Raw genomic sequence first — 14520 nt, forward strand, 5'->3', positions numbered from 1 at the left:
CCCTACCCGATTGTCGGGTCTTGAGAGGGATGGGATCGATGGGCTTTCGTCTGCACATCTTGGCGCTTGCCGGTGTCGCCGCTGTCACGGCCATGCCGGCCACCGCACAATCCGCCGCCGACGATGCGCGCTTCCGTGCGGCGCAGGCGCGGTTCGACCGGGAATATCAGATCTACCGGCACGAGGTGGATCGGTATCAGGCGGAACGGAGCGGTAGTTACTCGGAAAGCGGCCCGGCCTATGACGATGGTTATCGCCCCGCGCCGCCCCCTCCCCCGGTCGGCACCGGTCCCGGTGGGTATCGCGCGGCACCCCCGGTGCCGGCCGCCGGTTACCGTGCCGATGACCAGCCCTTCTACGATCCTGCCGGCGACTATCGCGACGGCGCGCAATATCGGGAGCGGGTGCTTCAGCCACAGGACCGGGTCTATGCGGGGACCGATGGCCGCTATTATTGCCGCCGCCCCGATGGGACGACCGGTCTCATCATCGGCGGGGCGGCGGGCGGCGTGTTAGGCAACCTGGTCGGTGGGCGCAGCAGCACGATCGCAACGCTGCTGGGTGCGGCGGGCGGCGCGCTGGCCGGGCGTTCGATCGAGCAGAACCAGGTGCGGTGCCGCTGATCGTACCTGACCGTCTGACGGCCCGCAGGTCGGGCGTCAGACGGGTTCGACCATCATCAGCGCGGCGTTGCGGTATTTGTCGGCGTCGCGCTCGAACAACGCGCTGATGGCGAAGCGACGCGGCGTCAGGCGCAGCGCGCCCAGGCCCGCCAGCTTGAACGTCCCCATCTTCTCCTCGCGCGGCGGTTTGCCGTCGCGCTCGACGGTGGTGGCGTCGACATAGAGTTCGTCATGGCGCGTGTAGATGACATGGGGCGCCAGTACCACTTCACCGCGATTGTACATGGCGGACACCGCCTGCATCTTCACGATGGCCTCGAAAATGATGGCGGGCGCGCCCGCCGCCGGCTCAGCCGGTCGGCGCTCGGTCGTCGACATATCGGTCATGCCTTGCATTTGCCCATCCTGCCGCAACGCAGCAAGAGCAATAATGTCCCGGTACCCCATGGAAAATGCCGGATGCGGCCCCGCCGCACCCGGTGACGCGGCTCAACGCTTGGGTGCGTCCATCAGCTTCTGGGCGAAATAGACCATTTGCTGCGCGCTCAGTCGGGCGCCCTGCGCGATGTCGGCATCGCCCGAATGGCCGCCCGCCATATCCTCATAGAACAGATACGGGATGCCATATTCCGACAGACGGGCGGCGAATTTGCGCGCATGCTGCGGCCCGACGCGGTCGTCCTTGGTCGTGGTCCAGATGTAAGGCTCAGGATAGGCCACGCCCTTGCGGATGTTCGCATAGGGCGAAATCCTGCGCAGGAACGCCGCCTCCTCGGGCACATCGACCGAGCCATATTCGTCCTTCCACGAATCACCCGCCGCTATCTTCTGATACCGGACCATGTCGAGCAGCGGCACTTGGATCGTCACCGCCTTCCATAGCTCGGGATGCTGGGTCAGTTCGACGCCCATCAGCAGGCCGCCGTTCGATCCGCCATATATGCCCAGCTTCTGCGGATTGGTGATCTTGCGGGTGAACAGGTCCTTGGCGACCGAAGCGAAGTCGTCATAGATGATCTGACGCTTGGTCTTGCGGCCCGCGTCATGCCATTTCGGTCCGAACTCACCGCCGCCACGGATATTGGCGAGGACGAACGCCCCGCCCCGCTCGGTCCAGATCTTGCCGGTCGAGCCTAGATAGGTCGGCAGGCGCGCGATCTCGAACCCGCCATAGGCGGTCATCAGCGTCGGCGTGGTGCCGTCCAGCTTCGCGCCCTTTGGAAGCACGACGAAATAGGGAATCTTCGTGCCGTCGGTCGATGTCGCCTGATATTGATGGACGGTGGTGCCGGCCGAGTCGAAGCGGGCGGGCAGCGTCTTCAGCACCTGCGGCGTACCCGGCCGCGCCGCGTCGAACCGCGACAGCACGGTCGGGGTCGTGAAGCCGGCGGTCGAGAGATAGACGGTGTTCGAACGGTCGCTGGTGCTGACTACGTCGACAGCCATATTGTCCGGCACCTGTATGGCGGTCGCGGTCCAGCCGTTCGCACTCGGTGCGAAGACGCTCGCCCGGCCGCGGACGTTGTCGATATAGGTCACGACCACCCGGTCCTTGGTCGTCGATACGCCCTCGACCGCCTGCCGATCGGTCGGTGTGAACAGCGGGCGCGGCGTGATCCGGCCGGCTTCCAGCTCGGACAGCGGCGCCCAGACGACCGATCCGGCCGGAAGCTGGCCCCAGGCATCGCTGGTCTGGAAGACGACCCGGCCATCAATCATGCCCGACGGGAATGCGCGCGCCGGCATGGCGATCGGCTTGGCGCCGCCAGACGGCGTCCAGAACAGCTTGTCGCCACCGAAGAAGGTCTGGCGTCGTTCGATCACGACCGCGCGGTTCCCCTTCGCGTCGGTCAGGACGCTGGCATAAGTGCCGAGTTCATCGGTCGGCGCGCCCCGGAACACCTCGGTCGCCTGCGACAGCGGCTGGCCACGCTTCACCATCTTCACGACGAAGGGATAGCTGGACTTGGTCAGCGTACCCTCCCCCCAGTCGCGGCTGACGAGCAGCGTGTCCTTGTCCAGCCAGGCCGCGCCCTGCTTGGACGTCGACAGGCGGAAGCCGTTGGGGACGAACGCCCCCGTCTCCATGTCGAATTCGCGATACTCGATCGCGTCCTCGCCGCCCTCGGACAGCGCGATCAGGCAGAGCCGGTCTTCGGGGGCGAGGCAGCTCAATCCCTTCCACACCCACTTCTTGCCCTCGGCCTTGCTCAACGCGTCCAGGTCGAGCAGCGTCGTCCAGCGCGGATTGGCCGAGGCGTAATCGGCCTCGCTCGTCCAGCGCCAGATGCCCTGCGGATGATCGGCGTCGCGCCAGAAGTTGACGATCCGCCCGTAAAGCTGGCCGGGCATTGGGATGCGATCCTTGGCCGAGGCGATGGCGAGCGCCTCCTGGTAGAAGGTTTGGTAGCGGGGGTCGTTCTGCAGGCGGGGCAGCGTCTTGGCATTCTCCGCCTCGACCCAGGCGAGCGCCTTGGCACCGTCCTTGTCCTCCAGCCAGATATAAGGGTCGTTCTCCGTCACTGCATTCACCTGGGCCATTGCCGTTCCCGTCATGAGCTGGCTGGCGAGCATCGACCCCGCCAACATCAACCGCCATCCCCGCATGTATCGAAGCTCCTTGGATCGTGAATGGCGCGAATGTGACTTCATCACGCGCCGCTGGCAATGCACCATGTCAGCCCTGTTGACGTTATGGTGTGTCGCAAGCGCCCAGTGCAGGCATGGCGGGAACGGAACGGCCCATCGTCGTGCCCGTTCAGGCTTTCCCTTTCCCGATATGTCAGGAAATACCATGCCTTATCTCAAGACCCGCGACGGTACGGATATCTATGTCAAGGATTGGGGCGAAGGCCGCCCCGTCGTGTTGCTGCATGGCTGGCCGCTGTCGGCGGATATGTGGGACGCGCAGATGATGGCGCTGGCCGAGGCCGGATTTCGGGCCATCGCCTATGACCGGCGCGGCTTCGGTCGTTCGGGTCAACCCTGGTCGGGATACGATTATGACACGCTCACCGACGATCTGGCCGATGTGCTGGAGGCGACGGGCGCGCAGGACGCAGCTGTGTTCGGCTTTTCCATGGGTGGCGGCGAGGTCGCCCGCTATATGAGCCGGCATGACGGCAAGGGCGTGATCGCCGCCGGGCTGATCGCGTCGGTCGTCCCCTATATGGCCAAGACCCCGGACAATCCCGATGGTACCGAGCAGTCTGTCTTCGATCAGATCACGCAGGGGCTGAAGGACGATCGCGCGCATTTCCTGCGCCATACCTTCTTCAAGCAGTTCTTCGGCGTCGGCTATATCTCCAGCCCGGTCAGCGACGAGATGCTCGACTGGGCGACGAGCGTCGCCATGCAGGCCGGCCTGAAGCCGACCCTGGCCTGCGCGGAAGCGTTCAGCCAAACCGACTTCCGTCCCGACCTCGCGGCATTCCGTGTGCCGACGCTGGTCATTCACGGCACGGGCGATCAGACGGTGCCGATCGACGCCGCTGGACGCGCGGCAGCGGCGGGCATCGCCCAATCGCAGTTGGTCGAATATGACGGCGCGCCGCACGGTTTGAACGTCACGCACGGGGACCGGTTGACCCGCGACATCCTGACCTTCCTGGGCCATTGACGGAAAAGGGGCGGCGATCCTTTTGGAAAGCCGCCCCTTTTTCGAATCTTCCGCCCGTCACTTGAGCGGGACGATAACCTCGTCCGGGTGCGCGACGTTCAGCTCCTTGCGAACCATCTCGTCGACCATGTCCGGGTTGGCGTGATCCGGGTCGAGCAACCCGACCCGGTTCTTCAACACCGTCCGCCGTTTGTCGAGCTGGGCATATTCCTGCTCACGCTTCACGAGCTGGCGCTGATATTCGCCATAGGCCAGCAGGCCATTGCGCCCCAGCACCGCATAGGCGCCGAAGAATGCGACAATCGTCAGGCCAAGGGCGGGCAACGCGGCCCGCCGCATGGTGCGAATGAAAGGCGACGGTTTTCTGGTCACGGAACCCATTCTCGTACCGACGCCCTTCGATTTCAAGCGCCGATGAGAATATCGCGGCCCGCATAGCGCGCCGAGTCACCCAGTTCCTCTTCGATGCGGATCAGCTGGTTGTACTTGGCGAGCCGGTCCGACCGTGCGAGGCTGCCCGTCTTGATCTGGCCGCAGTTGGTGGCGACCGCCAGATCGGCGATCGTCGCGTCCTCTGTCTCGCCCGAGCGGTGGGACATGACGGCGGTATAGCGCGAACGCTGCGCCAGCGACACGGCCTCCAGCGTCTCGGTCAGCGTGCCGATCTGGTTGACCTTCACCAGCAGCGAGTTGGCATAGCCGCCGTCGATGCCCTGCTTCAAACGCTTGGGGTTGGTGACGAACAGATCGTCGCCGACCAGCTGCACCTTGTCGCCGATCATGTCGGTCAGCGCCTTCCAGCCCTCCCAATCGTCTTCGGCCATGCCGTCCTCGATCGACAGGATCGGATACTGGCGCGTCAGGTTGGCGAGATAGTCGGCCATCTCGTGGCTCGACAGGATCTTGCCTTCGCCCGAGATATTGTACTTGCCGTCCTTGAAGAACTCGGTCGCGGCGCAGTCGAGCGCGATCATGACGTCATCGCCCGGCTTGTACCCGGCCTTTTCGACCGAGGCCATGATGAAGTCGAGCGCTTCGGTAGTGGAGGCGATGTTTGGGGCGAAACCGCCCTCGTCGCCCACGCCGGTCGCCAGACCCTTTTCGTGCAGCGCCTTCTTCAGCGTGTGAAAGATTTCCGAGCCGCAGCGGACGGCCTCCATGATGTTCGCCGCACCGACCGGCATGATCATGAATTCCTGGAAATCGATCGGGTTGTCGGCATGTTCGCCGCCATTGATGATGTTCATCATCGGCACGGGCAGCAGATGCGCCGAGACGCCACCGACATATTTATAGAGGGGCAGGCCGCGCGCTTCGGCCGCCCCCTTCGCCGCTGCCAAGCTGACGCCCAGGATCGCGTTGGCGCCCAGCCGGCCCTTGTTCTCGGTACCGTCCAGTTCGATCATCGCGCGGTCGAGATCGGCCTGATCCTCGGCGTCCATGCCCAGGATCGCGTCGGTGATCTCGTCATTGACCGCCTCGACCGCCGCTTCGACGCCCTTGCCCATCCAGCGGCTCTTGTCGCCGTCGCGCTTCTCGACCGCCTCATGCGCGCCGGTCGACGCGCCCGAGGGAACGGCGGCGCGGCCGAAGCTGCCGTCTTCGAGCAGCACGTCGACCTCGACGGTGGGATTGCCCCGGCTGTCCAGGATTTGACGCGCGTGGATGTCGATGATTGCGGTCACGTAACGATGCTCCTACATCAGCCAGAAGGTCTCCGGCGGCCTCTATCGCGTGACCGCGTCAAGGGCAATTGCGGGAAAAGCATGGAACCGTGCTTCCATCGCCGGGGTTAAGAGGCGAACTGCCCGGTCCGCCGGGCCAAGAAGGAAAGGGATTTCCCCATGGCTGATATCGACAGCACGTTTCCGCCGCAGCATGACACGACACCCAGTTTCGGTGGAAATGCCGGCATCGCCCCCGAAGTGGCGGCGCCTACCGCCTCGGCGGGCTTTGGAAACAGCGACGGCGCCCAGGCGGATTCGACCGACAGCAAGACGTCCGGGCTGTCCGATGCCAAGCAGACCGTGAAAGACGGCGCCGGTAAGTTCCAGCAGCAGGCCGTGGACAAGGTCTATGCGCTGGCGGGTGACGGCAAGACGAAGGCCGGCTCGGCTTTGGATCAGGTCGCGCAGCTGCTGAACGACGCGGCGGGCCAGGTCGATGAGAAGCTGGGGCAGCAATATGGGCAATATGCCCGTACGGCCGCGGACACCGTGACCGGCTTCTCGGATTCGATCAAGGACAAGGATGTCGAGGAATTGCTCGACGATGCGCGCGCCTTCGTCGCCAAGAGCCCGGCGGTGGCCGTCGGCATCGCGGCGGCGCTCGGCTTCGTGGTCGCGCGCGTGGTGCAGTCGGGTATCGAAACCCGCGCATCGGACAATGCCGTAGCGTGACGCGCGTGGCTGCTCCCCAGGCGGTTCCGGTAGCGGAGCCCGAGACGCTGACCGCGCTGGTGTCCCAGCTGGTCGATGACGGCCGGTCGTTCGTCGCGGCCGAGATCGATCTGGTCAAGGCGCGCGCCAGCGACAAGGTCAGTCGCTATCGCAACGCGGCGATCTTCTTCGCCATCGCGGGCGTGCTGGCGCTGGCGGCACTGATCGCCTTGCTGGTCGGGCTCGTGATGACGCTGACGCCGCTGACCGGACCGCTCGGTGCGACGCTGATTGTCGTGGGCGCCGTGCTGGTCATCGCCGGGATATTGGCGATGGTCGGCAAGTCGCGCCTGACGGGAGAACAGTCATGACCGTGACCGAAGCCGAAACGCGTGCGGCCGAAGCGCGGGAGCGGATGAACCAGACCGCGTCGCGCATCCAGGCCCGCCTGGAGCCCCATGCTCTGGCGACACAGGCCAAGGAAGCCGGGCTCTCCGCCGCCAAGTCGGGGCTGGACACCGCCCGGAGCAATCCGGCGGCCGTGGCCGGCGGCGTGGCGGTCGTCGGGCTTCTGCTCAACCGCCGGCGCATCTGCCGTCTGTTCAAGCGCAAGTGATTTGGCCCGCCGACGGGCAGACAGCGTCGGCACAGCCCAGGAGGATGATCGCAATGACCACCGAAACCAACCACACCGCCCTTGACGGCGATCAGCAGAATGGCCGCCTGCGCGAAACCCTGTCGCACGGCCGGGAAAGCGCATCGCATGCCTATCACGACGCCAAGGACAAGGCGGCCGAGGTCGCGCACAAGACGGCCCGCACGATGGAGGCCAACCCACTGGGCATTCTGGTCGGTGGTCTGGCGGTCGGCGCAATCGCCGGCGCGCTGATCCCGCGCAGCACCCGTGAAAAGGAATTGCTGGCCCCGCTCGGCAAGAAGCTCGGCGAAACCGTTCGTCAGGCGACGCAGGCCGCTCGCGAGACGGGTATGCGTGAACTGGAAGAAGCCGGGCTGACCAAGCACGCGGCCAAGGATCGCGCCAAGTCGCTGCTCGATGATGTCGTGAAGGTCGCCAGCAATGCCGGTTCGGCCGCTGCGAAGGCGGCGACGAACAAGACGCAGTCGGAAACGAACGAAGCGTCGATCGTCTAACGGCTTACCGTCCAATCTTCGCAAGGCGCATCGTCATTCGTGGAGAATGACGATGCGCCTTTTCGTATGTCGGCCACGTGAATAATGATCGGTGGATAAGCCGGTCGATCGGGTTGCGGGGACCAGAGGGGCTTTCTACCATCGGGTCTTCTCTGATCGAACGGGACTTCCGCTTGCGCCTTCTTCCCCTCGCCGCCCTGCTGACCTCTTTGTCGTTGCCCGCCTTGACCGCGCCTGTTCATGCCCAGGCGCTGCCGCCGACCCCTGCACAGCCCGGTGACGGGCCCGAGGATGCCCGCCTGAAGCGGCTGTTCCAGGATAGCGACGAGGCAAGCCTGGCCCGCAACCCGATCAACGGGATCTTTCGCGGCGATATGCGCCGCGCCGATCGCATCGGCGACTTTTTCTCCGATAGCTATATCGCCGCCGAACGGACCGCCGCCCAGAAGGATCTGGCGGAGCTTGCCCGGATCGACCGGGCCAAGCTGACCCCGACCGACCAGATCGCCTATGACGTATTCCGCCATCAGAGCGACATGACGCTGAAGGGCTTGGACCCGGCGATCGTCGCGCTGACCATCGTGCGGCCGATGGATCACTTCTATGGCATCCAGACCTTCTATCCCGAATTCGCCTCGGGTCAGGGAGCGGCGCCGTTCAATACGGTGGCGGATTACGACAATAATCTGAAGCGCAACGCCGAATATGCCCGCATGCTGGACGAAGCGATCGGTCGCTTCCGACAGGGCATGGCGAGCGGCGTCGTGCAGCCCAAGCTGGTGGTCCGCAACATGATCGCCCAATTCGACAATCTTTTGGCGGGCACACCCGAGGAATCGACCTTCTACGCCCCCGTCAAAACATTCCCGGCCGCCATCCCGCCAGCCGACAGGGCGCGCCTGACCGCCGCCTATGCGACCCAGCTTCGCGACGTCATCATCCCCGCCCAGCGACGGATGCGCGACTTCCTCAAGGGCACCTACCTGCCGGTCGCCCGCGACAGCGTCGGGCTGTCAGGGATGCCGGGCGGCGCAAAACTCTATTCCTATCTGATCGAACAGAACACCACGCTCCCGCTCAAGGCCGAGGATGTGCATCAACTCGGCCTGTCGGAGGTCGCGCGTATCCTGAAGGCGATGGAGGTCCAGAAGCAGGCGGTGGGCTTCAAGGGCAGCCTGGCGCAGTTCTTCACCTTCCTGCGGACCGACCCGCAATTCCAGCCCAAGTCGGCGCGGCAGCTTCGCGAAGGTTATGAAGCGATCGGCCGCCGCGTCGATGCGCGTATCCGCGAGCAATTCTCGTTGATCCCGAAGACCCCGCTGGAAATCCGGCCGGTGCCGGCGTTCAAGGAAAAGACCGATGCCGGCGGCTCCTATCAGGGCGGCACGCCCGATGGCTCACGGCCGGGCGTATTCTACTACAACACCTATGACCTCCCCTCGCGCTATATGTGGGAGATGGATACGCTCTATCTGCACGAAGCGGTGCCGGGGCATCATTTCCAGATCAGCCTGGCGCAGGAGAATGCGGCGCTTCCGGCCTTTATGCGCTTCGGCGGCAATACCGCCTATGCGGAAGGCTGGGCGCTCTATGCCGAGACGCTGTGGCCCGAGCTGGGCATGGAGACCGATCCCTATCAGCGGATGGGTGGCCTGAACGACGAGATGCTGCGCGCGATGCGGCTGGTCGTCGACACCGGCATCCATGCCAAGGGTTGGACGCGCGACCGGGCGATCGAATATATGCTCGCCAATTCGCCGATGGCGCGTACCGATGCAACCGCCGAGGTCGAACGCTATATCGCCATCCCGGGCCAGGCGCTGGCCTACAAGATCGGACAGCTGACGATCAGCCGGATGAAGGCGAAGGCCAAGGCCGATCTGGGCATCAGGTTCGATCCGCGTCGCTTCCACGCTGAAGTGCTCGACACCGGTGCTTTGCCCATGCCGGTCCTCGAAAAGAAAATCGACGACTGGATCGCGGCCGAAAAACGCCGCTGACGATCAGGGGAGCGCCGCGTCAGGGGACGTGGCGCTTCTCCAATTTACGCGCCAGCGTGCGGCGGTGCATGCCCAGCCGCCGTGCCGTCTCCGAGATGTTGAAATTCGTCTCGGCCAGCGTTTCGTTGATCCGCTCCCACTCCAGCGTCTTGATCGAGCTGGGGCGATCGGTGATCGCGGTCGTGGCGTCGCCGCTGGCCTTGTGGAACGCGGCCTCGATATCATCGGTATTGGACGGCTTGGCGAGGTAATGACACGCGCCCAGCTTGATCGCCTCCACCGCCGTGGCGATGCTGGCGAAACCGGTCAACACGACGATCAGCATGTCAGGGTCATGCGCGTGCAGCGTCTGAACACAGGCGAGGCCCGACGCCTGACCGAGCTTCAAGTCGACTACGGCATAGCGCGGCGTCATTTCAGCCAGTATCGCAATCAACGCGTCGGGACTGTTGGCCACCCGGACCTCATAGCCGCGTCGCTCGAACGAGCGTTGCAGCGTACGGGCGAATGTGTCGTCATCCTCGACGATTATCAGCGAGCGCTCGCCGTCCATTATTTCTTCCGATCCGTGATGCCGATCATACCCAAAGGTAGGGTCAGCGTCACCGTCGCGCCACCCTCCGGCCGGTTCATCGCCTCCAGCCGGCCGCCCAGCTTGCGGACCACGCTCGATACCAGGAACAGGCCGACGCCGTGGCCCTCGCCCTTGGTCGATTGCTGGGGACGACCGACATGGGCCAGCGTCGCGGGGGTGAAGCCCGGGCCGCGATCGGATATGCGGATCGCAACCGTTTCGCCCTCGCGCGTGACGGCCAGCCCGACCCAGCGTGGCGACGCCTCCGCCGCGTTGTCGAGTACGTTCCACACCGCCTGCTTGATCGCCGGATCGGAAACGATCGCCGCGTCATCGTCGCTTCGTGCGTAATCGAACGGCACCTGCGCATGGGTCTGGCGCCATTCGCCGACGATGGCATCGATGAACAAACCGACCTCGGACAGTTCGGGGGCCTCGCCGCGTGGCTCGCCTGCCGATTGGAGGATGCGGGTGACGATCGCCTTGCACCGCTGCACCTCGGCCTGCATCTCGGCGATCTCGCCCATCAGTTCGGCGTCGTCGCGCAAGCGGGGCATGCGCCGCCAGTCGCTCAGGATCACCGACAAGCTGGCGAGCGGCGTTCCCAGTTCATGCGCGGCCCCGGAGGCGAGCAGGCCCATGCGGACGATATGCTCCTCTTCCGACGCCTGTTGTCGGAAATCTGCGATGCGCGCGGCGTTCTGGCGGAGATTTTCGCTGATCCGCGTGACGAACAGGATCAGCAGCACCGCGACGATCGCAAAGCCCAGCCAATTGCCCAGCGTATGCAGTCCGGCGATGTCACCGAATAGCCAGGGCGGAAAGGCCAGCGGCCGGTGATGTAAGGAAAGCAATCCGAAGCAGATGCCGGTGATCCCAGCCAACGCCCAGGCCGACCATATCTCCAGCAACACCGCCCCCAGCACGACCTGTATGAGGTAGAGCGAGATGAAGGGGTTCGTCGCGCCGCCCGCCAAAAACAATTGCAGCGTCAGCGTGCCGACGTCGAACATCAGCGCGAACAGCAGTTCGGTATTGGTGATGCCGTGAAAGCGGAGTCGGAAGTGGCTCAAGAGGTTGATCGCGACCGCCATCAGCAGGACGCCCATCATCGCCACCAGAGGCAATTGGACACCCATCACCCGGTTGACGAAGATGATCGTCACGAGCTGCCCGGCGACCGCCATCCAGCGCAGATGGATGAGCTGGCGCATATTGGCGGTACCGGCGGCCGCGTCGGGCTCGCGCGGGCGAACCGTGAACGGCAGATAGGGTGACGCGCCGCTCATCCGTCGCGCCCGCGCCGCCACAGGATGACGAGCCCGACGACCGTCAGGATCGCCAGCGCGAACCATGTCAGTGCGTAGGACAGATGACTGTTGCGGAACGCCACGACGGTCAGCCCGCCGACGGGATAGCCGCCGGGATTGGGCGTGGCGTCGGCATCGATGAAATAGGGCGCGACCGGGCCCAGCTTCTTGGCAGCGGCGATGGCCGCCACGTCACGCGAATACCAGCGGTCGGCCTTCGGATCGTTGGACCGGAGGAAGGCGCCGCCGGGCTCGCTGATACGAACCAGCCCGGTGACGCGTACCGGCCCGGCGGGGCGATCATGGTGCGCGCGCCTTTCCGCCGGCACGAAGCCGCGATTGACCAGCACGGTGAAGTCAGGACCGACCAGCGGGGTCAAGACCCAGAAACCGGGGCCGCGCTCGGTCACCGCCTGCACGAAGGTCTCGCGATCGTTGCGGAATGTCCCGCGAGCGGTGACGCGGCGATAGACGTCGCCGGGGCCGGCGGTCGGAGGAGCCGCGACAGGGGCGGCGTGCAACCGCGCCTCCACCGTCGCGATCAGGTTCAGTTTCCAGGCGCGGCGATGAAGCTGCCACACGCCCAGCGAAACGAACCCCGCGATCAGGGCGAGCCCGATCGCGGTAAGGATTGCCGGCACCAGCAGCGAGCGGCCGCGCCGCCCGCCCGCGGTACCGGCGTCCGCCATTACATGCCGCCGCCCAGCTGGGCGGCCATGTCCGGCATCATGTTGGTGTTCATGTGATACATGACCCAGATCGATCCGCTGAGCGTGATGACGACCAGCACGGCGGTAAAGACCAGCGCCATCATCGTCCAGCCACCCTCCGACTTGGTGTTCATGTGAAGGAAGTAGATCATGTGGACGACGATCTGCACGAAGGCGAGGCCCATGATGACGAGCGCGGTCGTCTGGGTATCGCCCAGCCCGCCGGTCATCACGGCCCAGAACGGGATGGCCGTCAGGATCACCGACAGCACGAACCCGATCATGTAGCCCTTGAGCGAGCCGTGACCATGGGTGTCGCCATGCGAATGCAGATCATGGTCGAGGTTGGCGTGGTCGCCATGACCGTGGGGATGATGCGCGCTCACCGGAGAACTCCGAGCAGATAGACAAAGGTGAAGACACCGATCCAGACGACGTCCAGGAAGTGCCAGAACATCGAAAGGCACATCAGGCGACGCTTGTTCGCCTGGATCAGGCCGAAGCGGCCGACCTGCACCATCAGCGTGACCAGCCAGATCGAGCCGAAGGTGACGTGGAGACCGTGCGTGCCGACCAGCGTGAAGAAGGACGACAGGAAGGCCGAACGCTGCGGACCCGCACCCTCATGGATGAGGTTGCTGAACTCGTAGAGCTCGATCGACAGGAAGGCGAGACCGAACAGGCCGGTGATGCCCAGCCAGATCAGCGTCTGCGACTTCTGATTCTTCTCCATCGCGATCATGGCGAAGCCATAGGTGATCGACGAGAAGAGCAGCATCGCGGTGTTGAGCGCGACCAGCGGGAGCTCGAAAATCTCCCGCGGGGTCGGCCCGCCGGCATAGCTGGTGCCCAGCACGCCATAGGTGGCGAACAGAATGGCGAAGATGAGGCAGTCGCTCATCAGGTACATCCAGAACCCGATGGCGGTCGAGCCACCGGATTCGTGATGATGATCCTCGTCCTCGACCAGATAATAGGTCGGGTTCTTCGCCGGATCGGCGCTCAGAACATCGGTCGACATGGATCAGGCTCCCTGACCGAGCAGCCGACGCCGCTCGCTTTCCGTTGCCACGACTTCCTCGACGGGGATGTAGTAATCGCGGTCATAGTTGAACGTGTGCCAGATGGCGACGACGACGACACCGATCAGGCCGAGGGCGGCGAGCCACCACATGTACCAGATCATGCCGAAGCCGGCGGCGGTCGACAGCGCGGCGATGATGACGCCGGTGCCGGTGTTCTTGGGCATGTGGATCGCGCGATAACCCTCGGTCGGTGCCTGCGCCTTCTTGTCCTTCATGTCGTACCAGGCATCCAGCTCATGGATGACGGGCGTGAACGCGAAGTTGTAATCCGGCGGCGGCGACGAGGTCGCCCATTCCAGCGTACGGCCGTCCCAGGGATCGCCGGTCACGTCGCGCAGCTCTTCCTTCTTCCAGATCGACACGCCGATCTGAACCAGGAAGGCCCCGATACCACCCGCGATCATCAGCGCGCCCAGCGCGGCGATGATGAAGTAGATCTGCAGCGATGGGTCCTCGAAGTGATGAAGGCGACGCGTCACGCCCATCAGGCCCATGATGTACAGCGGCGTAAAGGCGACCCAGAAGCCGATGACCCACAGCCAGAACGACACCTTGCCCCAGAATTGGTTGAGCTTGAACCCGAAGGCCTTGGGCCACCAATAGTTGATCGCGGCGAAGGCGCCAAACAGCACGCCGCCGATGATCACGTTATGGAAGTGGGCGATCAGGAACAGCGAGTTGTGCAGCACGAAGTCGGCGGGCGGAACGGCCAGCAGAACGCCGGTCATGCCACCGATGGTGAAGGTCAGCATGAACGCGATGGTCCACATCATCGGCAGCTCGAACCGGATGCGCCCCTTGTACATGGTGAACAGCCAGTTGAAGATTTTCACCCCGGTCGGGATGGAAATGATCATGGTGGCGATACCGAAGAAGGCGTTAACGTTCGCGCCGGACCCCATGGTGAAGAAGTGGTGCAGCCAGACGATGAACGACAGAACGGTAATCGCGATGGTTGCCCATACCAGTGAGGTATAGCCGAACAGGCGTTTTCTGGAGAAGGTTGCGGTGACTTCGGAGAACACGCCGAACACCGGCAGAACCAGGATATACACCTCTGGGTGACCCC

General features: G+C 64.4%; 17 protein-coding genes. 7 read left to right on the forward strand and 10 right to left on the reverse strand.

Annotation, left to right across the window (positions count from 1 at the left end; genetic code table 11):
- Nucleotides 1-38: 38 nt before the first annotated feature.
- Nucleotides 39-623 carry a glycine zipper 2TM domain-containing protein gene (locus ACQKJZ_RS07555; RefSeq protein WP_427730586.1) on the forward strand — a complete coding sequence of 195 codons (585 nt, stop codon included), beginning with the start codon at nucleotides 39-41 and terminating at the stop codon, nucleotides 621-623.
- A gap of 36 nt (nucleotides 624-659) precedes the next feature.
- On the opposite strand, the gene ACQKJZ_RS07560 is transcribed toward ACQKJZ_RS07555, so the two are convergent.
- Both ACQKJZ_RS07560 and ACQKJZ_RS07565 read right to left on the reverse strand, forming a co-directional pair.
- Complete coding sequence (locus ACQKJZ_RS07560; protein ID WP_427730587.1) at nucleotides 660-1019, reverse strand: hypothetical protein; 360 nt, start codon at nucleotides 1017-1019, stop codon at nucleotides 660-662.
- Nucleotides 1020-1112: 93 nt separating this feature from the next.
- Nucleotides 1113-3230 carry a prolyl oligopeptidase family serine peptidase gene (locus tag ACQKJZ_RS07565; RefSeq protein WP_427730588.1) on the reverse strand — a complete coding sequence of 706 codons (2118 nt, stop codon included), beginning with the start codon at nucleotides 3228-3230 and terminating at the stop codon, nucleotides 1113-1115.
- 187 nt (nucleotides 3231-3417) lie between these two features.
- On the opposite strand from ACQKJZ_RS07565, the gene ACQKJZ_RS07570 reads away from it, so the two are divergent.
- Nucleotides 3418-4242 (forward strand): alpha/beta fold hydrolase, encoded by an 825-nt coding sequence (locus ACQKJZ_RS07570; RefSeq protein ID WP_427730589.1) that lies wholly within the window; start codon nucleotides 3418-3420, stop codon nucleotides 4240-4242.
- A gap of 57 nt (nucleotides 4243-4299) precedes the next feature.
- Here ACQKJZ_RS07570 and ACQKJZ_RS07575 read toward each other — a convergent pair whose 3' ends face one another.
- Together ACQKJZ_RS07575 and eno are read right to left on the reverse strand one after the other, a co-directional pair.
- On the reverse strand, nucleotides 4300-4581 hold the full coding sequence (locus ACQKJZ_RS07575) for an FtsB family cell division protein (RefSeq protein ID WP_427730599.1): 282 nt from the start codon (nucleotides 4579-4581) through the stop codon (nucleotides 4300-4302).
- Nucleotides 4582-4646: 65 nt separating this feature from the next.
- Nucleotides 4647-5927: a phosphopyruvate hydratase gene (eno, locus tag ACQKJZ_RS07580; RefSeq protein ID WP_427730590.1), complete on the reverse strand. Its 1281-nt coding sequence runs from the start codon at nucleotides 5925-5927 to the stop codon at nucleotides 4647-4649.
- 159 nt (nucleotides 5928-6086) lie between these two features.
- On the opposite strand from eno, the gene ACQKJZ_RS07585 reads away from it, so the two are divergent.
- From ACQKJZ_RS07585 to ACQKJZ_RS07605, 5 genes are all read left to right on the forward strand, one after another.
- Nucleotides 6087-6641 (forward strand): hypothetical protein, encoded by a 555-nt coding sequence (locus ACQKJZ_RS07585; RefSeq protein WP_427730591.1) that lies wholly within the window; start codon nucleotides 6087-6089, stop codon nucleotides 6639-6641.
- A 5-nt stretch (nucleotides 6642-6646) separates the two neighbouring features.
- On the forward strand, nucleotides 6647-6991 hold the full coding sequence (locus ACQKJZ_RS07590; RefSeq protein ID WP_427730592.1) for a phage holin family protein: 345 nt from the start codon (nucleotides 6647-6649) through the stop codon (nucleotides 6989-6991).
- Nucleotides 6988-7236, forward strand: a complete 249-nt coding sequence (locus ACQKJZ_RS07595) for a hypothetical protein (RefSeq protein WP_312486968.1) — start codon at nucleotides 6988-6990, stop codon at nucleotides 7234-7236. Before ACQKJZ_RS07590 ends, ACQKJZ_RS07595 begins: the two co-directional genes overlap by 4 nt.
- A gap of 53 nt (nucleotides 7237-7289) precedes the next feature.
- Nucleotides 7290-7772, forward strand: coding sequence for a hypothetical protein (locus ACQKJZ_RS07600; RefSeq protein ID WP_427730593.1), 483 nt, complete (start codon nucleotides 7290-7292; stop codon nucleotides 7770-7772).
- Between the two features lie 173 nt (nucleotides 7773-7945).
- The gene (locus tag ACQKJZ_RS07605) at nucleotides 7946-9772 is read left to right on the forward strand and encodes a DUF885 domain-containing protein (protein WP_427730594.1); all 1827 of its coding nucleotides are present in this window, start codon (nucleotides 7946-7948) and stop codon (nucleotides 9770-9772) included.
- 19 nt (nucleotides 9773-9791) lie between these two features.
- Here ACQKJZ_RS07605 and ACQKJZ_RS07610 read toward each other — a convergent pair whose 3' ends face one another.
- The 6 genes from ACQKJZ_RS07610 to ACQKJZ_RS07635 form a co-directional block, all read right to left on the reverse strand.
- Complete coding sequence (locus tag ACQKJZ_RS07610; protein ID WP_427730595.1) at nucleotides 9792-10325, reverse strand: response regulator transcription factor; 534 nt, start codon at nucleotides 10323-10325, stop codon at nucleotides 9792-9794.
- The gene (locus ACQKJZ_RS07615) at nucleotides 10325-11635 is read right to left on the reverse strand and encodes an ATP-binding protein (protein ID WP_427730596.1); all 1311 of its coding nucleotides are present in this window, start codon (nucleotides 11633-11635) and stop codon (nucleotides 10325-10327) included. Before ACQKJZ_RS07615 ends, ACQKJZ_RS07610 begins: the two co-directional genes overlap by 1 nt.
- Entirely contained in the window at nucleotides 11632-12345 is a 714-nt protein-coding gene (locus ACQKJZ_RS07620; RefSeq protein ID WP_427730597.1) for an SURF1 family protein, read from the reverse strand. The genes ACQKJZ_RS07615 and ACQKJZ_RS07620 overlap by 4 nt, the downstream gene beginning before the upstream one ends.
- A complete protein-coding gene (gene cyoD, locus ACQKJZ_RS07625; RefSeq protein WP_409529564.1) occupies nucleotides 12345-12752 on the reverse strand; it encodes a cytochrome o ubiquinol oxidase subunit IV in 408 nt (135 codons plus the stop codon). Before cyoD ends, ACQKJZ_RS07620 begins: the two co-directional genes overlap by 1 nt.
- A complete protein-coding gene (gene cyoC / locus ACQKJZ_RS07630) occupies nucleotides 12749-13387 on the reverse strand; it encodes a cytochrome o ubiquinol oxidase subunit III (protein ID WP_312486977.1) in 639 nt (212 codons plus the stop codon). Before cyoC ends, cyoD begins: the two co-directional genes overlap by 4 nt.
- A gap of 3 nt (nucleotides 13388-13390) precedes the next feature.
- Nucleotides 13391-14520 (reverse strand): cbb3-type cytochrome c oxidase subunit I (locus ACQKJZ_RS07635; RefSeq protein WP_427730598.1); only part of this gene is annotated, 1130 nt, incomplete at its 5' end.

The sequence above is a fragment of the Sphingomonas sp. NPDC019816 genome (assembly GCF_050274375.1).
In the GTDB taxonomy this organism is placed as follows: Bacteria; Pseudomonadota; Alphaproteobacteria; order Sphingomonadales; family Sphingomonadaceae; genus Sphingomonas.